Here is a 22478-nt window from a genome sequence, read left to right as displayed (position 1 = left end):
CATCAGTAATCAGCAGGTCGCTAATACTTCGATTATCAGCTGCCTCACTAACTGCTCATCGTCTACTACCAGAATAGTCTCGCCTCCGGATTTTTGCATCTCCCGAGCATCGGGCTCAGTGACTTCAACGACTTCACCGCCCTCTTGCCCGCGCGACCAATCCACCGCTTATCAAACTACTTTTGTACGACTGTCACCTGCGCCGTGAACCGGCGCAGACGCAAGGAGTTGGTTATTACAAAGATACTCGACAAACTCATTGCGCCGGCCGCCAGCATTGGATTGAGCAAAAACCCGGTGAAGGGAAACAACACACCTGCTGCCACAGGAATCAACGCCAGATTGTAGCCGTAAGCCCAAAAGAAATTGCCTAGAATCGTTCTGCGTGTACGCCGCGAAAGAGCGGCTGCATTAACAATACCGCGCAGATCACCGCGCATCAGGACTACATCGCCTGCCTCAATCGCCACGTCGGTCCCAGTGCCGATGGCGATACCCACGTGGGCTTGTGCCAGCGCCGGCGCATCATTGATTCCGTCCCCGACAAAGGCCACACGTTTGCCTTGTTCCTGTAGACGTTTAATCTCCTCGGCTTTCTGCTGTGGCAACACTTCGGCAAGCACACTGTCGATGCCTACCTGGCGAGCGATTGCCTCTGCGGTCACTCGGTTGTCGCCAGTCAGCATAGCGATGTCCAGACCCATGGACTTGAGCTCCGCTATAGCCTCGATTGATCCGTCTTTGAGCGGATCCGCCACTGCAATAATCGCTGCGAGACCACCATCGACGGCTGCATAAAACGGGCTTTTACCCTCTTCTGCCAGTGTCCTGGCCTGATCTTCTGCGCCTGCCAAACCAATACCGAGACGTTCCATATATCGATCTGCACCGATATGAACCTGCCGTCCCGCCACATTCGCTTGAATACCGTAGCCTGGCTCGTTATTAAATGCGGTAACGTCTGGCAGCTCCAGTCCACGCTGTTTGGCAGAACTGACAATAGCTTCACCAATGGGATGCTCGCTTTGGGCCTCGACCGCGGCTACCCAGCTCAACACGTCGTTATGGTCACCTTCCATAACAATGAAATCGGTCAGCTCCGGTCGGCCCTGGGTCAGCGTGCCGGTTTTGTCGAGCACAACGGTATCCATTCTGGCCAACGTCTCCAGGGCGGCACCGCGTCGAAACAATACACCCATCTCAGCGCCCTTCCCGGTACTCACCATGATCGCTGTAGGCGTCGCCAGACCCATCGCGCAAGGACAGGCAATCAGCAACACGCTGACGCTAGTGACAAACGCAAAGGACAAGGTCGGCTCGGGACCAAACCAGTACCAGACGGCAAAGGTAATAATCGCGATCAACAGAACAATGGGTACGAATATGCCGGCTATTTTATCCGCGAGTTGCTGAATGGGTGGTTTGTCTGCTTGGGCCTGCTCCACCATCTTGACTATTTGCGAGAGCACGGTATTGGCGCCGACCCGTGTCACACGAAAGACCATGGAGCCGTTTTTGTTAATAGTACCGCCCACTACTTCTGAACCTGTCTCTTTTGCAACCGGTACCGGCTCACCACTGATCATCGACTCATCAACGTAGGACTGGCCTTCTTCCACCACACCGTCTACTGCTATTCGATCACCTGGACGGACGTGTATACAGTCGCCGACCACCACCCTTTCAATTGGGACATCTAAAGTCTCACCATCACGCAGTACTCGTGCAGTCTTCGCCTGCAGGCGCAACAACTTCTGGATCGCCTGAGAAGTACGACCCTTGGCGATATGTTCGAAGTACCGGCCCAGTAGAATCAAGGTCACAATCACCGCCGCCGCTTCGAAATAACTTTCAGCGGTACCGGCGGGAAATAGATCCGGTAGCAGGAAGGCAACCACGGAATAGAAATAAGCAGCGCTTGAGCCAATCATGACCAGGCTGTTCATGCCCGGATTGAAATGGCGCAGCTCCGCAAAGCCCGTTCGAAAAAACCGTGCTCCTGCATAAAATAAAACCGGCGTAGTCAGCAACCACTCAATACCCATCCAGCCACGATGGGACATTACCCCAGCGAAATAGGCATCCAGGCCAGGCAACATCTTGCCCATGGCAATGAATACAATAGGAATGGTCAGCGCCGCAGCAAAGAGTATTTTGCTGCGCAACTCCAACCCTTCTTTATCCACGACGTCCAGCGACGAGCTGTTATCGACTTGCTCTGGTTCATATCCAGCCTGGCGGATCGCTTGATGAATATCGACCAACGACACGACGTCTGGCAGAAAGTTAACCGAGGTTTTTTGCGTAGCGAGGTTGACACTGGACCGCACCACACCGGGCAACTGACTGATCGCCTTCTCGACACGTGACACGCACGACCCACAGGACATACCCAACACCGGGATCTCCGCCGAGGCTATGACAGGCTGATATCCCGCCGTCTCGATTGCACGGATCACAGAGTCGGGATCGGCCTGGCCGCTGAAATCAACATGCGCTTTGGCCGTCGCCAGATTGACCCGAGCTCGAATGACGCCCGGCTCACTAGCCAATGCACGCTCTACTCGGCCAACACAGGACCCACAGGACATCCCGTTGATACCAATTTCGATACTGCCGCTCATATGACCTCCCCTACCCGCACTATCAGGACTGCTCTGCAATAGCTTCTACGATCGGACAACCCATCACGGCGCCCTCACCCGAGCACTCGTCAAAGGTCTTCGCTAAAATCGCTTCGATGCGCCGCAAGCTCTCGATCTGCTCACGTATCTTGGCCAGTTTCTCACCGGCGATACGCTTGGCCTCAGCACGATCGCCATTGGCATCCTGCAACCACAAAAGTTCGCGAATTTCTTCCAACGTAAAGCCCCACTGTTTGGCATGCACGATGAACTGCAAGCGGGCAACGGCCTCCTGTGGATAGCGGCGATAGTTCGACTCGGTACGCCGCGGCATAGGCATCAGTTCTTGCTGCTCATAATACCGAACGGCTTGTGTGGTCACGCCAGTGGCTATGGCGAGCTCACCGATACTGAACGATTTCATTGGAACTCCGTTGCGGCAGTAAGCATAGACACACAATAACCTTGAAGTCAGCTTTAAGGTCAAGGGTCTTATCCGGACTCAGGGTAGAAATTACTATTTCACTAAAGGAACCCACCCCCGCGCGGGTAGTCAACCGACGCGCGTTGACAACTTATGCACCCCAATGACATCACCATTCCAGATCATTTCGTAATGGGCGGTCTGTACTACCGAAGACACCTGCCTGGGTGTCAGCAAGCCCCAGCAAATGCCGCCAGCTTGCCTGACAGAATGGTACCGGATTGCGTTGACGCCCGAGCTCAACGCACTGCGTCCAAGCAGGCGCGATGCATTGTACTCAGTCGGCGAGTAAATCGGGTCGGTACGTTGCACCGTAAGCGCATCCAACGCACCCTCTTCATCAAACCGCGCAGTCAGTCCTCTGAACACAAAGCGCTCGTAGCGCAAAGCGGGGACGTTCGTCCAGTACGCCTGTTGGTGATAACGAACCTCAGCGATGGCCGCGTCCATGGAGTCAGCAAGATACAGCACGCCAAATGCTCCATCGCTAAAACGCGAACCATCCGGATTGACGTGCGTAAAGGGCGCAGCGGCGTAGGAACAACCGGGAATACCGAATGGAATATCGGCGCTTGGTATCAGCTCCAGTCGACCAGCCTGATTGGCCAACCGCGGATTAGTCAGCGCCTGCAGTGCGTACAGCTGCTCAAATTCATCCACGCTGGCAACGTCATCAAAGATCGCAATAGGTGGAAACTTGGAATTAACCAGCCGGTAAGCGCGAATGCTGGCTGCCGGTAGTACCGGCAGACTATGGACTGTTACCACTGGCTGCCGCGCAGCACATCAATACGCCGGAATGTCTCGTACAGGGCTACAATGTCTCCGTCACCCAGCACCTCCAGCGGCGAGCGACCGAGAAAAAATGGATTGTCATTTGCCATCCGCATAAACCCGTACACGTTTTCCGGGTTGTCAAAAACCGTACGCAACGTACCGTGCATGTTCAATACGAAGCTTACACGCGTAAGCTGATCACGATCCAGATTGATCGAGACCAGCCCATCCTTGCGCTTGGCCCGTGCATAGGTACTATGCGAAACACGCAGTATTGCCTCCCCCTGCTCTCCGCTAGCGCCCCACTTATCAAGGATAGCCACAGCTGTGCGCAGTCCGGTAGCAGCAGCTGTTCTTTCGGAGGTGTCAGCGGTGAGAGTCAACATGGGTAACGGCCTATAAAAGAATGTGCCTGTAGATACTAATATCACAAAAATGTTTTTGCAAATACACTGCGCCATACACTGACCAGCCATGGCTGTTGATCGCGCGGCAGACCGGTTGGGCGATAGTAGTGCTCGATCTCGATAAATCCCGCCGCCCGCATAAAAGCCTGCCAGGTTTCCAGTTGGTAATAGGCCGCATATCGATCCACGTTCCAGCCTGCCTGATCATTGCCCCGCGGGTTTGAGCTGAGCAGCACACCTCCGGGCTTCAAGCTGTGCTGAAGCTGTCGTAATGCGCCTGGTAATGCTTGGACAGGAATATGAAATAAGGTCGCATTGGCAAATATGCCGTCAAAACGCCGAGCAGGCAGATCCAAGGCCAGAAAATCCTGAAGCCACACCTCACAGCCTGAATCTGCTCTGGCCATTTCTACAAAGGGCTTGCAACCATCCAGTCCGACCGCGACATGCCCCAGAGCGGCAAACCGCTTCAAATCTCGCCCAGGCCCACACCCCACATCAAGGATATGTAACGGGGCCTCAACCTGGATATGGCGTAGCAAGGCATCAATGTTCTGACTGACGTCGTGATCTCGCGTCCCCTCACGAAAGCCTTCTGCATTATGTTCATAATGCGACAGCGTCTGCCTAGCCAACTGGCTAAGACCATTTAGAGGATCGGACATGAGGTACTTGGACTCCTAGCGTGATTACCGCAATAAGATAATGTAAACCTATCTTATCGGACTACCATCACGCCTGATAATACTCTGCCGTTCGAAAGAAATTCATGACCTGCCAGGCAGCAGCTTCATATGTAATGTTGTAGCGCTGTTGCACAAGGGCTATCAGCTTTTGTGTATCACCTTCGCAGCTTATCAATTCGTCCAGGGTCACGTTGTCCCAGACAATACGGGCCATACTGGTGAGCCCGGACCATTGGCTGATGCTTGTGTCAACGCGTGCTCTATCCATGACTGCTTCTGACCCTCTGCCTGCGCAAAAAACGCAGTAACGTCGCGGAAGGTGACATTTGCTTTCTTTAATATCCGTGCGCTAGAGCACATAGAGCAGGTTTTTATTACCTTATAAGGTCTACCGGCAGACTGAATAAAAGCTAAGGGGAAAGGGGAAAGAATACTTTCCCCTTTGGTTAATGCGCTAAGCTAGGATTTTAAGCCAATCAGTGCGGAGGTCTGCCATGTCCCGTTTGATGATCGTTGCTGCGCTATTCAGCGCCCTCTTTTCCGCCTCTGCAAGCGCTTTATCCCTCTCGGATTTAAGCCAAGGAGATGCCGGAGCTGGTCTGAAAGATGCCTTGATTCAGGGCACTGACATAGCGGTAAAAGAATTGAGTGCACCAGGTGGCTTTGGCAATAATCCAGATTTACGCATTGAGCTGCCCGGCAAACTGGGTCAGGCCTCGCGAACCTTGAAGATGATGGGCATGGGGGGCCAGATCACTCAGCTGGAAGACAGCATGAACAGGGCTGCCGAAGCTGCTGTACCGCAGGCTCAAGCTCTATTGGTCAATGCCATCAGCAAAATGAGCGTGCAGGATGCAAAATCCATCCTTACCGGCCCCAGCGACTCAGCCACCCGTTATTTAGAGAGCAGGAGTCGCGACCAGATTCGTGCGCTTTTCATTCCGGTAGTCAAAAAGGCTACTGATCAGGTCGGCCTCGCCCAGCAATACAATACTTTCGCCTCCCAAGCCGCCAACTTTGGGGTCGTCGACAGCCAGGCTGCAAACATTGAAGGGTACGTCACGGAGCGCACCCTCGATGGCCTGTTCGCAATGATTGCCGAACAGGAAGCCGGCATTCGCAGCAATCCGGCCGCCGCAGCTTCCAGCCTAGCGAAAAAGGTATTTGGTAGCCTGCAGCAAGGTGTGCGCTAACAAGCGGCTATCTTGGTGCGCGCAGCGTGCAATTTTTTATAACTATCAATCAGCCGCTGATGCCTCTCTAGCCTTTCCAGCTTCATGCTGGTAGGCGCTAGATCGAAGAAACGGACGCTGCCATCCACCGACCCCAGCACCGCATCCATGCGCTGATTACCAAACAGCCGGCGGAAATTAATCTGGTAATCGCCAATTTCCAGCTCGTCGTCCAGCATGACCTCCAACACTACATTCAAGGCCTGATAAAATAATCCGCGCTCGACAGTGTTGTCGTTGAACTGCAGAAACGCTTCCACCAACTCCTTTGCCTCATCAAACTGCTGCAGGGCGAGATAGATCAGCAACTTCAGTTCCAGAATCGTTAGCTGACCCCAAGCGGTGTTGTCGTCGAACTCGATGCCGATAAGGGTTGTGATGTCGGTGTAATCGTCTAGCTCGCTTTCTTCCAGCCGCGCAACCAGTGCTTGCAGACTGCCTTCGTCCAGGCTGTGCAGATTCAAGATATCGGCGCGAAACAACAGCGCCTTATTAGTGTTATCCCAGACCAAGTCGTCGATCGGATAAATTTCCGAATAACCCGGTACCAGAATGCGGCAGGCGGTGGCGCCCAGGTCCTCATACACCGCCATATACACTTCCTTACCCAGCTCTTCGAGAATACCGAACAAGGTCGCAGCTTCATCGGCATTAGAGCTTTCACCCTCGCCAGAAAAATCCCATTCCACAAATTCGAAATCCGCTTTGGCACTGAAAAAACGCCACGACACTACACCGCTGGAATCGATAAAGTGTTCAACAAAGTTATTCGGTTCGGTCACTGCGTTACTTTCAAAGGTCGGCTGAGGTAGATCGTTCAAGCCTTCAAAACTTCGGCCCTGAAGTAACTCTGTCAGGCTGCGTTCCAATGCTACCTCGAAGCTGGGGTGCGCGCCGAACGAGGCAAACACACCACCGGTACGTGGGTTCATCAAGGTGACGCACATCACAGGGAATTCCCCGCCTAGCGACGCATCTTTCACCAGTATCGGAAAGCCCTGATCTTCCAGCCCCTGAATACCCGCCATAATACCGGGGTATTTCGCCAGCACGGCTTGCGGCACATCAGGCAGCGATAACTCCCCTTCCAGAATGTCGCGTTTTACTGCGCGCTCGAAGATTTCCGACAAACACTGCACCTGGGCCTCGGCGAGCGTATTACCAGCACTCATACCATTACTGAGATAAAGATTTTCGATCAGGTTGGACGGAAAATACACCACCTCTCCATCTGACTGGCGCACATACGGCAGCGAACAAATGCCACGTGCTGAGTTGCCAGAGTTGGTATCGATCAGATGCGAGCCACGCAGCTCACCCTCGGGGTTGTAAATAGGCAGACAGTACTCATCGAGTATCTCAGCCGGCAATGCATCTTTGCGGCCAGGCTTAAACCAACGCTCATTTGGATAATGCACAAACGCCGCGTTGGCAACATCTTCACCCCAGAATTGATCGTTGTAGAAAAAATTGCAATTCAGCCGCTCGATAAACTCGCCCAACGCCGAGGCCAACGCGCCCTCTTTGGTCGAGCCCTTGCCATTGGTAAAACACATCGGCGAATGCGCATCGCGAATATGCAACGACCACACATTAGGGACAATATTGCGCCAGGAGGCAATTTCAATCTTCATGCCCAAGTCTGCCAAAATGCCTGACATATTAGCGATAGTCTGCTCCAGCGGCAGATCCTTACCTGCAATATAAGTGCTGGCGTCCAACATCGAACTGGGCATCAGCAATGCCTGAGCATCGGCATCGAGGTTTTCCACTTCCTCTATCACAAACTCTGGTCCAGCTTGCACCACTTTTTTTACCGTGCAACGATCAATGGAACGCAAAATACCCTGGCGATCCTTCGCAGAGATATCCGCAGGCAACTCGACCTGAATCTTGAAAATCTGATTGTAGCGATTTTCCGGATCTACGATATTGCTCTGCGACAAACGAATGTTGTCGGTGGGAATATTGCGCGTATCGCAATACAGCTTCACAAAGTAAGCCGCACACAAAGCCGATGACGCCAAAAAGTAATCGAATGGACCCGGAGCTGAACCATCGCCCTTGTAGCGGATAGGCTGATCAGCCACCACCGTGAAGTCATCAAACTTGGCTTCAAGACGAAGGTTGTCGAGAAAATTGACCTTGATTTCCATGCGGGATCCCATAAAACGAGCGAAACGAATTGGCCCCTATTGTGCGGTATTTTTCAGCCAGAAGTCTTGTCTCTCTAAGCACCGGACGCTGAATAACCCCAGGCAATGACTCATCGGCCCAATACAATATGAATGGCTTGCTCTGCAGCGATGCCTGGCTCTTTATTACCTATCGAGCATATTTTTGTATCAATTTCAGCCCGGCGATTTGATGGTTTTTGGGTTATAGCATGTTATCAAGAGACACATGCATGTTGGACCAAAGCGTACTGACAGTCCGACATCTTGGGCTTACGTCAGATCAACGAGTGAACAGCAATGAACAGGATTGAAAGGGTCAGACAATCAATAGAGCAGCACCTGAGTGATATCCATGATCTGCTGGCAATGCGGCTTCTCTTTCCTCCAGAACACAGCGTGGTCACTATCGAAAAAGAGATGATCGACCTTTACCTGTACCCCGAAAGGCTGGAAACGAGCTACCGTGATGAGTGGAAGGCTATTGCCTTGAAAGCCATTTACCACCATGGATTTGCAGATCATCGCTATACGGATCGGGATAATCTGGATGCGTATCTTGGCCTGCTGCGTGAGCAAAGAGTCCCCCACTGTATCCATGATCACCTAAGCCTGTTTCACACCCTTGAAGAAATCCTGGCAATTAAGAACGCAGGCAACACCCTTACCTTTCCTGACCCACGACGGCAGTCCCTTATGCGCTTAATCTGGCCTGACAAATAGAGAGTGCAATATCAATTAGACCTTTGCATGATTGCGCTTTTTCATGCAGGATTGACGGCTTTTTTCTAGAGGCAGACATTATGGACACAGCATCTCAGCCGGCCAACAAGGCCGAGACGAAGACGTTGGCTGGCAGCGATCCCGTTGTATTAGTGCTCACCATCGGCTTTATTGTGCTCTTTGTGGTCGCCTCGATGGTGAACAGCGACTATGTTGCAGAACTCATAGGTACTGGTTTTGCCTGGACAGCAACCTATCTCGGATCGTTTTTTCAGATACTGCTCATGCTGACCTTCTTCATCGCCATCGGCACCGCACTGAGCCGCGCCGGGGCTGCCCGTCTAGGTGGCCTGGACCGGCCCGAGATAGGTCATTTTCGCTGGCTATCGATGATCATGTGCACTTTGCTGGCCGGTGGGGGTGTTTTTTTCGCCGCCGGCGAGCCGGTCTATCATTTTGTAGTGACACCGCCTGCCTTTACCACTGAAGCCGGAACCGCTGCTGCGGTAGCGCCGGCCATGGCACAATCATTTACTCATTGGGGCTTCCTTGCCTGGGCCGTGCTCGGATCCTTGACGGCGTTGGTATTAAGCCGCGCGCATTACGATCAAGGCAAACCCCTGCAGCCGAGAACATTGCTATACCCCGTGTTTGGCGAGAAGGTACTCAAGGGCCGCATCGGTGGTGTAGTTGATGCCTTTTGCGTGATTGCGGTGGTAGCAGGAACAGTGGGGCCGATTGGATTTCTAGCCACCCAGATGAGCTTCGGTTTGCATCAGTTGTTTGGCACTCCCGACGGATATGCCACTCAACTGAGCGTGCTGATCGTTCTGGCAGCGGTCTACATGACATCGGCCATGACCGGACTGCATAGGGGTATTCAGTTACTCAGCCGCTTTAACGTGCTGTTGGCTTTAGTGATTGCCGCGGTGATTTTTATCTTCGGCCCGACCCTGTTCCTGGTTAACACATACACACAGTCCATGGGCGAGTACGCAACCTCGTTCTTCACCATGGCCACTATGACAGCAGAGACTGCACCAGACTGGTGGATGAAATGGTGGACTGTATTTTTCTTCGCCTGGTTTATTGGCTATACCCCACTAATGGCCGTCTTCGTCGCACGGATTTCGCGCGGGCGCACCGTCAGGGAAATGATCATCGCGGTAGCAGTGCTAGCCCCTATTGCGACAACCATCTGGTTCACGCTGCTCGGCGGTTCCGGCATTTATCACCAGCTGACCGGCACCTTTGACCTGACCGACGCACTCAACAACTTCCGTTTTGATATTGCTACTCTGACTGTCGCTCAAGCTTTACCCGGTGGTACTTGGATGGCAGCAGCCATTTTGCTGCTGACCACCATATTTGTCGCCACCACAGGCGACTCTATGAGCTATTCCATTGCCATGGTTGGCGCCGGTCACGATGAGCCAAATCCATGGATGCGCGTATTCTGGGGGGGCGCTATGGCACTGATGGCAGCCATTTTGCTGTATATGGGAGCTGGCCAGATCGGTGTACTGCAGCAGTTCATTGTGATCACTGCCATACCAGTCTCACTCATTATCCTCCCATCCCTGTGGACAGGACCGCAATCTGCGATGGCAATGGCCCGGGAGCAAGGGCTGATTTAACCTAGCACTAAGATAGCGTTGAATTCGCCGAGCTGAGACCAGCTCGGCACTTTGCTATCTAGATAACCAGGTCTTCAAGCGCGCAGGGCTTGCCGAACAGGTAACCTTGATAGAGTCCACAACCCATATCCTGAAGTAATGCCCGCTGGGCTTCCGTTTCAACACCTTCGGCTATCGCATCAAGTTTCATGGCGTAGGCCAATGTAATTACTGCCTGCGCGATGGCTTGATCATTAGGGCTATTAATAATATCCATGACAAAACTTTGATCGATTTTCAACTGGGAGATGGGCAACTGCTTGAGATAAAGCAGGGAAGAATAGCCCGTACCGAAGTCATCAATGGAAAAAGTCACTCCGCAGCGCTGCAGCTTTAACATCTTGGATTTAACATCCTCAACGTCGTTCGCCAAAAGGCTCTCGGTAATTTCGAGCTTGAGCTGCTGAGGTCTTGCACCCGTCACCTTCAGTGCGCTAAGCACTGTATTGACAATATCCTTTTTGCTGAATTGCACGACACTAATATTAACTGAAATAGTCAACGCCGACTTTATTGGGTCAGATGCCCACAATGCTAGTGTTTTGCATGCTTCGTGCAAAACCCATTCACCGATTGGCAGAATTAGACCGGTTTCTTCCGCCAGCGGTATAAATTGCGCGGGAGAAATTACCCCTTTAATGGGATGGATCCAGCGCAGAAGGACTTCGACTCCGATTAAAGTACCAAATTGATCAACCTGCTTTTGGTAATAGAGTTGAAATTGCTCATTACGAATAGCATCGTACAGATCCTGTTCCATCGTAGCGCGCAGACTGACTGCAACCTGCATTTGCGGGTCAAAGAAATGCACACTGTTCCGCCCCGCCGCCTTAGCTTTATACATCGCCATATCAGCTTGTTTGAGCAGATCCTTGCTGGTCGAATGGCTTTCGGCAAACATCGTTACCCCAATACTTGCCGATCCGTTATAAACCAGACCATCCAAATCAAACCAATGATTCAGCTGAGCGCTAATTATTTCGGCTATGGCTTCAGCCTGATTTGCCGCCTCATGTCGATTAGTACTAAGACCCTCAAGCACCACTACAAACTCGTCACCTCCCAAACGCGCAACGGTATCACCCTGCCGAACAGATTTAATCAGACGCTCTGCTACCTGACATAACAGTATATCGCCTTTGATGTGCCCCCCGCTGTCGTTCAGATTCTTGAAATTGTCCAAATCCAGAAACAACAAAGCAGCGTAATTCTTCACTCGAGCACAATTGGCAATAACACGCTGCAGTCGATCCAAAAGCAAGCGTCGATTAGGCATCAGTGTTAAGGGATCATAAAAAGCTAAGCGCGTTATTTCATCTTCGTCTTTTTTCCGCTGGGTAATATCCCGAACGATTCCGATAAAGTTTACCTCCCCGAGCTGCTGCACCTCCGCCAAACCGAGATCAATGGGAAAAGCCCGTCCATTCTTGTGTAGCCCTTCCAGCTCGTGATTACTGCCGCTCACGCCCCCTAAGCCAGCACCCAAATAATTAGATAGGTAGGTGTCATGATGCTCACAATCAGCCGCACTCACTAACATACTTACGTTACGGCCAATCATCTCGTCACTGGTATAACCAAAAATCTGTTCAGCAGCTCGATTGAAGGTACAAACTATCCCTTTAGCATCGATCGTAATAACACCATCAAGCATATTCTCAACAATCGCGCGCATCTGTTTTGACTGTTCCTGCAGAGTGCTTTCAGCGATCATACGGGCGTTGATATCAAAGTGAGTGCCTAACAGCCATTCTGCTCTACCGTCTTCGGCACGAGAGACGACTCGCCCACGGGTATTAATCCAGACCCATTCGCCGCTCTTGTGTTTCATGCGAATATTGGCTTCATACGATGGATTGAGCCCGGCAGTTTCCTTGCTAAGCTCAGCAACACAGTAGATCAGGTCTTCGGGATGTGTCAGGCTCTCCCAGGTGTTACGATCTGTCGGCATCAATTCATCAAGTCTATAGCCAAGCAAGGCTGCCCACATATCATTGATTATCAATTCACCCGTTTTCATATTGAGCCGCCATGTGCCGATATTGTTGGCCTCTATGACTGACTTGATCAGGTTTTCGCTGCTTCGTATCAAATCCGAATCGCGTTTCTCTTTGGTGACGTCTGTCTCGATAGCTATATAGCCCTTGAGCTCACCGTTATCGCCCCACATAGGGTTGCAGGAAATTCTGACCCAGTATGGTATATGCTGTTTAGTGTAATTGAGCACATCGACATTGAAACTTTCTCGGTTGCGCAAGGCAGTATTCATGATCTTTACAGCTGCGGGGTCAGTACCTTCACCTTGCAGGAGATCACCCGGCCGAGTCCCCACAATATCATCAAGACTATAGCCAGTAATATCGATGAATGCGTCATTAGTCCAAACAACCAAACCGTTTTCATCCGTAATAATCACACCATTATTTGTTTGTCTCGCCACCTCTGAAAGACGCTCAACCTCGGCACTGATCAAGGTTTGCTCAGTTGTATTGCGTATAATGACTAATACTTCGTTCTGGTCAATCTTACGGCAACGAGCTTCAAACGTTTTTTTGTCCGAAAGAGTGTAATGGTGCTGAATTACCTCCGCAGAGCTGAAGGCCTTTTTAACATTTGCAGTCAACTGCATACCCAGTTCGCCTGGCAGCACTTCTTCAATGGTTCGCCCCAGAACTTTGAGTCTGGGTAGCAAAAGATCAGGATGCTCGTTACACACTAAAAAACATAACTGACGATCAATCACAAACACCATGTCGGGAATAGTGCCTAGAAGGGAAGACGTTCTAATCATGTTGGCGGTAAATTGGCGCTGAACCTCGGCCTGATTAATTTGAGCCACCTCGTGCTCAACCATGTCAGCTAAATCTCTCAATACTCGCTTCTGGTCGTCGGTGAACACATGCGGAGCGGGGTCAATAAGGCACAGCGTCCCGATTGGTTGGCCGCTTCGATCACGCACGGGTGCACCAGCGTAAAACCGAATGTGCGGTGCACTTGTGACCAACGGATTATCAGAAAAGCGGGGATCCTGCGTCGCATCAGGAACCGTGAAAATACCCTGCTCCAATATCGCATGACCGCAAAAAGAAATATCCCGAGCCATCTGCTCCTCGTCCAAACCAACCCTTGACTTGAACCATAAACGGTCACTGTCAATCAGCGACACCAAACAGGTCTGAACCCCAAAAACATGCGCAGCCAGGCGGGTAATACGGTCAAAGCGCTCCTCAGGCAGCGTATCAAGAAGCACAGCATTGTAAAGCGCCAACAAACGCTCTGCCTCATTGGCAGGATAATCAGGTGCGCTCAACGTAGCTCCAGAAGGATTTTTGACTCTGCACAATGAATCACAGATTTTAAAATTTCACGTGGAATCAGACTGCAATCACGCAAATAACTTGATATTTTGCATGTCAATAATCTTTGGAAACCTTACACACAGCAACACTTCATGTGTAACTAGCCGAATCGTACCTTGCACATTGCTAGAGACCCGCTAGTAGCTATAGGCCTGCTGTTTTCTCACTACGCACAGGTAAGAATATCGAATAGGGCTGCCTAGACTTATTCCCACAATAGATCTGAATTATTTGCCATTCCTTTGTAAAGTCGCCCTACCCTCTTAACTCTTCTCTTGATCATGCTCCCGTTCCAGCAAGTCTGCTTTTTGTGCTGCAGGGCGCGCCAAAATACGTTTTAAATAGGATTCGATATGGGGGTAATCGCTCAGGCCGCGGCTTTCGCTGATCTTTTCAAATACGAATGAGTTAAGCACGTCTGCGCCGGTGAACTGTTTGCCGAGCAGATATTCCTTGTTGGCCAACTCGTCATTCACGTACGTCAGTACCTGGGTCATTTGTTTACGGGCAAATTCACCCAGAAAACAGCCCTGACTGTCGTCAACACCCAACAGATATCGGGTGATCAGCGGATAGGCAGCCGTGCCTTCGGCAAAATGCAGCCATTGAATATAGTGCGCGTGCTCTGGTGTTTGGATAGGCGGGGCTAGCGTGTCTGCACCATAGCGGCTCACCAGGTAGTCAACAATGGCTCCGGATTCGGACAGCACAAGATCACCGTCTTCGATCACTGGCGCCTTGGCCAAGGGGTTGATGGCTTTAAGTGCGGGGGGTGCCAGGCGAGTGACACTGTCGCGTTGGTAAGGAATCAGTTGATACTCGATACCGAGCTCTTCCAGTATCCAGATAATGCGCTTGGAGCGCGACTTGTTAAGATGGTGTAGCTTGATCATATTGGACGCTTCCGTAGGACAGCTTAGGGTGATTGGCGATAATTCTGCGTTCATCCTATGCCAAAATTAGGTGTTTTATCCAGACGCCCTACCCCCGCAAGGTCAAGAACAACCGTAGGTGCAGCTCCAGCTGGTGGTAGTCGGCCTCCATGTGCTGGCACAGTTGATAAAAGGCCTTGTTGTGATCCTTTTCACGCAGGTGCGCCAGTTCATGTACCACGACCATGCGCAGCAACGGTTCGGGCAAGGTTTTGAGGATGGCGGAGACTTTGATTTCGTTTTTGCGCTTGAGCTTGCTGCCCTGCACGCGGCTGACGAACTGATGTTGGCCCAAGGCATTATCGATGACGTGCATGCGGGTATCAAAGAACACTTTGCTGACCGGATTACTGCTGCGCATGAACTGCTGTTTGATGCGTTGGGTGTAATCGTACAGGGCGGGGTCAGTCTGAATCAGATGTTGAGCTTGCAGCGGGTAGCGCTCTTCAAGCCAGGTGCCGAGCTGGCTCCTGTCAATCAGTTGCTGGATTTGCTGCTGCAGGCTGGGGCTGTATCCGCCCAGGTACTTAAGCGTGGCCACAGTCGCTCCGCGTTGCCAGTATTGGAGCGACTGATGATACAGGACTCGACACGCTGAGGCTTACTGCCGCTGCTGGCTGCGCAGCCGTGGCCCCGGCAACACACCGTTGACTGCCCCAGAGGACAACAGGCGCCCACTGGTCATACCCGCGATCTGATAACTGCGGTCAGTCGTGGAGTTAACCACCTGTTCGACCAGTGCGACTACCAGCATCCCCACCAGACCGCCGCCGTTATTATTGCTTTGTTCTGTGCTGGAGGCAGTCGCCTGGCCTTTCCATAACAGTTCACCGGTTCGACCGTCGACCAATGTGGCGTCTGCGGTGACACGGGTATCACTGACGAGGAGTTGGTAACTGGTACCGTATTGGGTGATCTTGATGTACATCACCGAATCGGCGCCAAAGACCTCGTTAATGCGTTCCAGGGGCAAGGCGTGAATGTCATTGGGGTCGGTCATGCCATTCTCTCGAAAGGTTTCTTCGACCACCGCAACCGGAAAAACGTAATAGCCTGACTCAGCCAATGGCATGCTGACATGGGTAAAAAAGCTGTAGCTGGCAGATACATCCAAGGTCTGGTTGACCGGCGGCAACACCAGAATGGAGCGCGGGTTGCTCGCGCGGAACGCGGTATAGTCATAGGGCGTAGTCGTTACGCAACCCGTCAGCAGCGCGCTCAACAGCACCAGACCCCCTAGTTTGATTGATAATCTCATAGGGAAGTCTCCGGCTGCGCTTTCATCACGTAATCCACAAAGTGACCCGATTCTGGAAACAATTGTTTTTCCAGTGCGAACTGCTCCCGCGCTTCGGGTTCACGGCCGGTATTGAAATACAGCATACCCAAATGCGCATGCAGCCCTGGCGGCACGCTTTGCCCCTGTGCCTGTGCACGGGCAACTATGGCTTCCATCGCACTGATCTGCGAGTCGTAGTTGGTCACACCGTTTTGATGATGCTGATAGAGGGCTGGTTGGTAATTGCCCCAGTAGTAAAGCGGCGGGCTTACGGGTGCGCAGGCGCCCAGCAGACAGACGCACCCGACGAGTGCCCCTTTCAGGAGAATCGACTTCATAACAATTCCTTTTGTTAGCTTATTTGCTGGAAGGATTCCAGGCGCCCGACTCTACACCCCGCACCAGATTGTTGACGGCCTCACGGATGGCCAGATCAAGCACCTTGCCGTTCAGGGTCGCATCGTAACCGGAGGTACCACCAAAGCCGATCACCTCACGATTGGACAGGCTGTACTCGCCCGCACCCTGGGCGGAATAAACCACTTCGGAAGTACCCACGTTAACCACGTTCAGGCTCACCTTGGCGTACGCCACCTGCTCCATGCCACGGCCCAGAATGCCGAACAACTGCTGATCGCCCACATTCTTGCGACCGAACTCGGTCACATCACCCGTGATCACAAAGGACGCACCCTTGATTTGCTGGGCAGCTCCGCTATAGGCCGCCTCTGCCTGCAATTGAGCCATGTTGGTGCGCTCAAGCACATTGAAGCGGTTGGTCTGTTGCAAGTGTGAGACCAGGGTCGTCTTCGCCTGGTTACCCAAACGGTCGACACCGTCAGAGAAAATGCCGCGCTGGTAGCTCGATCGATTATCGAACTGCCCTACTGCAATCAGCGAACGTTCGCCCTGATAGGCAGTGCCATAGCTGGCCACCTTGGAAACTTCGAGCGTACGGGAGGATTCAGTGGCGCAGCCACCAAGAAAAAACAAAGCTGCAAGGGCAACTGGCAACGCGGATTTGTAGATCACCTAGACGAGTCCTTTCTGTGATTAGGGGATAAAAACAAATAGTAGCAGTTGCGTAAGGCAGCGGGTATGGAAAGTCGTATGGTAAATCCGCCAAAGCTGGCCCACTCAGTAGCGTCGATCAATCGCCGTCATATCCACTGCGGCGAGAACGCAAAACCCGAGTCCAGCGAACCGTACTCGCCCAGTGAGACACGGTCCTGTTCTGCCGCTGAATAGGGATTAGCCGATTCAGCCGAACAAATTAACCATCAACAGCGTTGAGCAAAAATCTGGGGCAGAGAATGTAACCAGCCAACGGCATGGCCAGAGTAAATCTATGCAAAGTTACATTTACAATGCAGTCTTTATGTTCATTTTGCTGTCTCATCAGTAATCCCTGCGCTGCAGGATGCATCAGACGCTGGTATGAATGCGGTCTGACCCAAGCGAGACAGCCAAATGAAATTACTGCATAGCATCGCCCTTGTGGGCATTTCAACCCTGTTATTAAGTGCCTGCGCCAACAACCCCTATGCTAGTCCGCGCGACTCTATGCATCAGCAGCATGCTCAGGTACACCAAGCGCAGCCGCGGGTGATCGTCGCACAGCCAAACCGCCAAACGTATGGCCAGTCGTCGCGCATCTACACCCAGCAGGGCCAAGTGCAGCAATACAACTATTACCCCGGCCAACAATATCAGCAGCCGAGGCACCATCAGCAGTTGTCGCAGCAATATCAACACCCCTGGTATAGCCAGCAGCCCCGGCACGACCAGTACAACCAGTACGACCAGCACCGCGATCGCAAGTCGCAGCACCAGCGCCCCAATCACCAGCGTAATGACCAATATCAACGGCCGGATTACCGCGCTCAGCAGCAGCGGTACAAGGAGCAGCGTAACCAGGAGCGAGAGACTTGGGTCCGGAACCGCGACAGCATGCTCCAGAATTCCAGACAACAACAGTATCAAAAGGATCCGCGGCAACATCAGAACCATAACTACGGCAGCGGTATTCGCCAGCAACGTTCAGAGCTCTATTAATCAGCAGCTCAAGACCCCAGCCCGCCGAAAATAGCGTGGTTTTCTGGTGACTCAACAGCGTGCCCCGGCTGGCGTAAAGGTCGGTGCGCCCGTTGGCGGTGCCACGACATTCGTCGGAGTAATCTCATAGAAATACTCATCTGATCCCGTTTGCTCCAAGCGCCAATTCAATTTTTTTTGCCGTGCTGCATCTTTTTCCGCATCCAGCCCGTAATAGCTAATGTCCGATACAGCTGCGAAGGGCTCAAGCCCATTCTTTTCCAGCTTGGACAGCATTAAACAAAAACAAAATCAGGAGAAGCAAATGTCCCGTCTACCTACACGGTTAATCACCGCAACAGGTTCATTTCTGGTGCTCGCGGCCTTACCCGCAGCAGTCAGTGCCAGCCTACAGGGGAGCTTCAGCCTTCCCTTCGCCGAGCCAACCATCATTGTCGATGGCCAGGTCATCGAGACAGATGAGAAGTGTATTACCCGCGCCGATGGCATGGATGAGTGCAAACCCGCTGCTGGCACGATGGCGCTGCTCAAGGACGGACGCCTGTTGTATCTCAACGCCCTTGAAGGCACCGAGAATGTCGAGTTTTCAATCGTGGCCGAATTTGGTGAAGTATCGGTCAACGACCAGACCCGCGTATTGTCGCTCGACGATAATGACGCGCCCGCCTGGCTCAAGCCCGCTCCGCTGGATGCTGGCGCCAACCCCGATGGCAACGACAGCGAAACCCTGCTGAACGGCACCTCACTTGACGGTTCGATAGATACGGCTGACAACACCAGCAAAAATGATGGCGCGCTGTTCTGCTCTGACGTGATTGGCTTGGCTAACGGCGACATCATGGCGGTCGGCGGTACCGACTACTACTCAGAACCCGGTATTGATGGCCTACCTCTTGGCGTTGCAGAGCTTGAAGGTATAAAGAATTCTCGAATTTTCGATGCTGAAAATAACACCTGGACCCAAAGCGGTGATATGCACTTCGGGCGCTGGTATCCATCCTTGGTGACGCTAGGCAACGGCAACGTTTTTGTTGCCAGTGGTGTCACCAAGCTGATCAAGCCCGTTTACCCGGAAGATCCTATCAATAGCGGGCGCAACGTCGTTCAGACTGAAACGTACAATCCCTGCACGCAGACCTGGACGCTAAACCCGACTACCGCTGATCGCTCATTTCCCTTGTACCCAAGGATGCACCTGCTGCCCAACGGTCACGTGTTTTACAACGCAGGCGGCCAGGCCTTCAATCCATTCGGCCAAGGTTATGACCAGGCCCTGTGGAATATCACTGCCAGCTATAATCCCTCCACACAGCGCTGGACCGATATCGGTTATGCCGGCCTTCCCCTTAGGCTCGACGAAGTTGGCCTGGACCAACTCGGCAGCACGCTGAATGTAAGCAATCTGTCACTTACGCAGACCACTTCTTTGCTGGGCGATGTGGTTTCGGCGCCGGAGCCTCTGATAGAAAACGGGCTGGACATTGGCGTGTCTGATGAAGAGCTACAAATAGCCATTGCTGGCGGAATGCGTGGTTCAACCTCCTCCACCATGTTGCCCCTGAAGCCCAATGCCGAAGGCGAGTATACCGACATTGAGCTACTGACCGCTGGTGGCGTGCCTAGCTACGGCGTCTTGACCAACCCGGGCGGCTACCTGCCTACCGCTCAGAGCCGCATTGATCGCATAAGCACCAATGGTGATCAGATCGACTATGAGTCTCGTCTTACAGGGCCTCTGAATCAGCCACGCTGGTACGGCACCAATGTACTCATGCCTGACGGTAGCGTCACTGTATTCAGCGGCGGTGACCGGGACGGCGTTGTTGGGCCAGGGCTGGAAGGACCGATTCGCACTGCTGAGCGCTTCGATCCAGAAACTGGTAACTGGACAGAGATGGCAACCGGTCATCGTGCCCGCACCTATCACAATACCGCGGTGCTGATGGATGACGGCCGCGTGATGGTTGCCGGACACTCGCCGATCAACACTGCCTATTTGACCTTTGTAGATCTTCAGGGCCTGGGTCTTGCACCGTATGACGGCCGTGATCCGAGCTTTGAGATCTATACGCCTCCCTACGCAATGAGTAATGACCGTCCGCAGATTCAACGTGCGCCGAGCAATCTGACCGTTGGTGACCGCTTCAGAATCAAAGTGGATCAGGCTGACCAGATCGACAAGGCCCTGTTGATCAGACGCACGGTTATGACGCACCTGATTGATGGTGATCAGCGCGCCATTGAACTCAATATCGTAAAAGGCCCAGGCAATAAGCTCACGCTGACCATGCCGAACAACCACAACGTGGTGCCTGCTGGTGAGTACATGCTGTTTGTCAGCAAGAACACGCCAGAGGGTCGCATACCGTCTGTCTCAGCGCCGATTACGGTCGTTAATACCAGCCTGGCTTGCATGGCCCCGGTCATGGCATCCACGGACGTTATCACCGCTGATGGAGTCATCGAGTCGACACTCGATATTCTGTGATCACAAGGAGATAAACATGACCATCGGACAAACAAGAACCGCCTTTTCGGGACTCGTTTTGTTCGGCCTAGTGTGCCTGTCAGCCTCCGGGCTGGCAGGTGCTCACGGTGCCCTTGAACTGGACGATGTGCCAGAGGGGTTCGTCAAGGCCAGCATCACCGACCGATCGAATATCCAAGGACTGAATGCGATGATTCTGAGCGCGCCCAGGCCAGGCATAATGCTTCGCTACAGCGGCGAGAAACCCGTGACGGTCCTGGGCATGGAAGGGGAAGCCTTTCTATTGTTCAGCCAGGATGGCGTATCGGTAAATACCCGCAGTCCCAGCTGGGAGGCGTCAAGCGATAGCTCAACACCTGTGGCTCAACCTTCAACAGCTGGCGACACCGGTGAAGAACCGGCCTGGGTCAGCCTGTCGGACGCGGGCAACTTCAGTTGGCTGGATCCAAGGCTCAACACAATGGCAGATGTACACCATACTGCGGATACCCAGCAAGAATGGTCAATTGCTTTGCGCGGACCCAACGGCGAAGTAGACCATATTAGTGGCGTGCTGATGTTCGGGGCCTATGAATAACCGCTAAACAAGTATCACTTGCTCCTGGGCCCCTGCATTGCAGGGGCTTTTTTGCAAACAGGGGTCAAAGCCGGTGCCAGACAATCATTTCTACTCAGCGGGCAATCAGTCCGAGAAGGGAAACCAGATCGACCAGCAAAGGAGCAGAAGAATTAATGTTCATCTGGGCCAAATTACCCCGATGAGCAGTATTTATAGGCCGACCATGACCCGCTTATTCGCACCACCGTCGAAGTTCCGCCAAGGCTTTTTAAGTCAGCTTGACGGACGTAACGCCTTGACCGCGACCATCCGCGATATGTGAGGCGAATGACAGCGGATCTAGAGGGTATTTTTTAGAGAGTATGTACTCGCTCTACTAAGAGAGGCAGAGAGATTTCCAGAAGAAGGGTTGTGAAGTTGAGGTGCAGGGTGAGAGCTAAAAAGATATCAAAAATTATTCTGAGCCAAAAACGACTACCATTGGAAGCGTTAACGCGCGCCTTTCATAGCGGCGTTATAAGTCCAAACTGATAGCGTAGCAATTAGGTAATGGCCTTGCTGCGAAGCAACCAATTAGACGCGCCATGATATCGCAGCTATATTTCCTACTGGAATGTAAAATATTAGTTACGGCAGGAGCTTCTGATATAAGAAAACTATGCCAGATTTTGCCGCCTGAAGAACGCTCAGGTCCACTCAATATTGCTGGATTCTCAATCACAGTCTTGGTTTCTGAAGCACAGGCCGGCGGTTATGAAATTTTCCATCAAATAGAGCGGGAAGGTATCGGGCGTGGGCCTTACTTACACCAATGGGACAAGTGATTTTTTCGTGCTCAACGCCAAGGTCATCTGCGGGGTTGGCGAATTTTAGTCGCTGACCAAACTTGGAACACTGGGCGGTCTCAGGGTCCAAGTGCAACACTCAGTTGATGGTCTGAAGGTTATTGCTCTGCGAAAGCTGCAGGTATTCCACAAGCACCTCGACCGGGAACTTCCAGCCTAGCGTCTGACGTGGCCGAGT

Annotated in this window: 19 protein-coding genes; 5 read left to right on the top strand and 14 right to left on the bottom strand. The window is 52.5% G+C overall.

The genetic code is table 11. The features are described 5' to 3' along the window. Positions 1–176 precede the first annotated feature (176 nt). From ACJAXR_RS04175 to ACJAXR_RS04150, 6 genes are all read right to left on the bottom strand, one after another. A complete protein-coding gene (locus ACJAXR_RS04175; RefSeq protein ID WP_415057006.1) occupies positions 177–2624 on the bottom strand; it encodes a heavy metal translocating P-type ATPase in 2448 nt (815 codons plus the stop codon). Between the two features lie 22 nt (positions 2625–2646). Beyond that, entirely contained in the window at positions 2647–3048 is a 402-nt protein-coding gene (locus ACJAXR_RS04170) for a MerR family transcriptional regulator (protein WP_415057005.1), read from the bottom strand. Between the two features lie 129 nt (positions 3049–3177). Then, a complete protein-coding gene (locus tag ACJAXR_RS04165) occupies positions 3178–3876 on the bottom strand; it encodes an RES family NAD+ phosphorylase (RefSeq protein ID WP_415057004.1) in 699 nt (232 codons plus the stop codon). After that, on the bottom strand, positions 3870–4271 hold the full coding sequence (locus tag ACJAXR_RS04160) for an antitoxin Xre-like helix-turn-helix domain-containing protein (RefSeq protein ID WP_415057003.1): 402 nt from the start codon (positions 4269–4271) through the stop codon (positions 3870–3872). The genes ACJAXR_RS04165 and ACJAXR_RS04160 overlap by 7 nt, the downstream gene beginning before the upstream one ends. Positions 4272–4312: 41 nt before the next feature. Further along, entirely contained in the window at positions 4313–4957 is a 645-nt protein-coding gene (locus ACJAXR_RS04155) for a class I SAM-dependent methyltransferase (RefSeq protein ID WP_415057002.1), read from the bottom strand. A 67-nt stretch (positions 4958–5024) separates the two neighbouring features. Continuing rightward, positions 5025–5246, bottom strand: coding sequence for a general stress protein CsbD (locus tag ACJAXR_RS04150; RefSeq protein ID WP_415057001.1), 222 nt, complete (start codon positions 5244–5246; stop codon positions 5025–5027). Between the two features lie 226 nt (positions 5247–5472). On the opposite strand from ACJAXR_RS04150, the gene ACJAXR_RS04145 reads away from it, so the two are divergent. Further along, the gene (locus ACJAXR_RS04145) at positions 5473–6171 is read left to right on the top strand and encodes a DUF4197 domain-containing protein (protein ID WP_415057000.1); all 699 of its coding nucleotides are present in this window, start codon (positions 5473–5475) and stop codon (positions 6169–6171) included. Here the strand turns inward: ACJAXR_RS04145 and ACJAXR_RS04140 are convergent. After that, positions 6168–8366 (bottom strand): OsmC domain/YcaO domain-containing protein, encoded by a 2199-nt coding sequence (locus ACJAXR_RS04140; RefSeq protein WP_415056999.1) that lies wholly within the window; start codon positions 8364–8366, stop codon positions 6168–6170. The genes ACJAXR_RS04145 and ACJAXR_RS04140 overlap by 4 nt on opposite strands. A 318-nt stretch (positions 8367–8684) precedes the next feature. On the opposite strand from ACJAXR_RS04140, the gene ACJAXR_RS04135 reads away from it, so the two are divergent. Both ACJAXR_RS04135 and ACJAXR_RS04130 read left to right on the top strand, forming a co-directional pair. Beyond that, a complete protein-coding gene (locus tag ACJAXR_RS04135; RefSeq protein ID WP_415056998.1) occupies positions 8685–9107 on the top strand; it encodes a hypothetical protein in 423 nt (140 codons plus the stop codon). An 80-nt stretch (positions 9108–9187) separates the two neighbouring features. Beyond that, positions 9188–10744 carry a BCCT family transporter gene (locus ACJAXR_RS04130; protein ID WP_415056997.1) on the top strand — a complete coding sequence of 519 codons (1557 nt, stop codon included), beginning with the start codon at positions 9188–9190 and terminating at the stop codon, positions 10742–10744. Between the two features lie 58 nt (positions 10745–10802). On the opposite strand, the gene ACJAXR_RS04125 is transcribed toward ACJAXR_RS04130, so the two are convergent. From ACJAXR_RS04125 to ACJAXR_RS04095, 7 genes are all read right to left on the bottom strand, one after another. Further along, positions 10803–14093 carry an EAL domain-containing protein gene (locus ACJAXR_RS04125; protein WP_415056996.1) on the bottom strand — a complete coding sequence of 1097 codons (3291 nt, stop codon included), beginning with the start codon at positions 14091–14093 and terminating at the stop codon, positions 10803–10805. A 312-nt stretch (positions 14094–14405) separates the two neighbouring features. Further along, positions 14406–15035 (bottom strand): glutathione S-transferase family protein, encoded by a 630-nt coding sequence (locus ACJAXR_RS04120; protein ID WP_415056995.1) that lies wholly within the window; start codon positions 15033–15035, stop codon positions 14406–14408. A gap of 88 nt (positions 15036–15123) precedes the next feature. Continuing rightward, positions 15124–15615: a YgjP-like metallopeptidase domain-containing protein gene (locus ACJAXR_RS04115; RefSeq protein ID WP_415056994.1), complete on the bottom strand. Its 492-nt coding sequence runs from the start codon at positions 15613–15615 to the stop codon at positions 15124–15126. A gap of 60 nt (positions 15616–15675) precedes the next feature. After that, positions 15676–16332, bottom strand: coding sequence for a DUF799 domain-containing protein (locus ACJAXR_RS04110; RefSeq protein ID WP_415056993.1), 657 nt, complete (start codon positions 16330–16332; stop codon positions 15676–15678). Continuing rightward, positions 16329–16691, bottom strand: coding sequence for a DUF4810 domain-containing protein (locus ACJAXR_RS04105; protein ID WP_415056992.1), 363 nt, complete (start codon positions 16689–16691; stop codon positions 16329–16331). Before ACJAXR_RS04105 ends, ACJAXR_RS04110 begins: the two co-directional genes overlap by 4 nt. A 19-nt stretch (positions 16692–16710) precedes the next feature. After that, entirely contained in the window at positions 16711–17385 is a 675-nt protein-coding gene (locus ACJAXR_RS04100) for a CsgG/HfaB family protein (protein WP_415056991.1), read from the bottom strand. 486 nt (positions 17386–17871) lie between these two features. After that, entirely contained in the window at positions 17872–18390 is a 519-nt protein-coding gene (locus tag ACJAXR_RS04095) for a hypothetical protein (RefSeq protein WP_415056990.1), read from the bottom strand. A gap of 322 nt (positions 18391–18712) precedes the next feature. Here ACJAXR_RS04095 and ACJAXR_RS04090 point away from each other — a divergent pair, with 322 nt between their 5' ends. Together ACJAXR_RS04090 and ACJAXR_RS04085 are read left to right on the top strand one after the other, a co-directional pair. Then, positions 18713–20896 (top strand): galactose oxidase-like domain-containing protein, encoded by a 2184-nt coding sequence (locus tag ACJAXR_RS04090; protein WP_415056989.1) that lies wholly within the window; start codon positions 18713–18715, stop codon positions 20894–20896. A gap of 16 nt (positions 20897–20912) precedes the next feature. Further along, entirely contained in the window at positions 20913–21473 is a 561-nt protein-coding gene (locus tag ACJAXR_RS04085; protein WP_415056988.1) for a hypothetical protein, read from the top strand. Positions 21474–22478: the final 1005 nt, after the last annotated feature.

The sequence above is a fragment of the Halopseudomonas sp. genome (assembly GCF_047631575.1).
Classification (GTDB): Bacteria; Pseudomonadota; Gammaproteobacteria; order Pseudomonadales; family Pseudomonadaceae; genus Halopseudomonas.
Note: the sequence above shows the minus strand (reverse complement) of the source record. Positions and strands in the feature narration are given on the sequence as shown.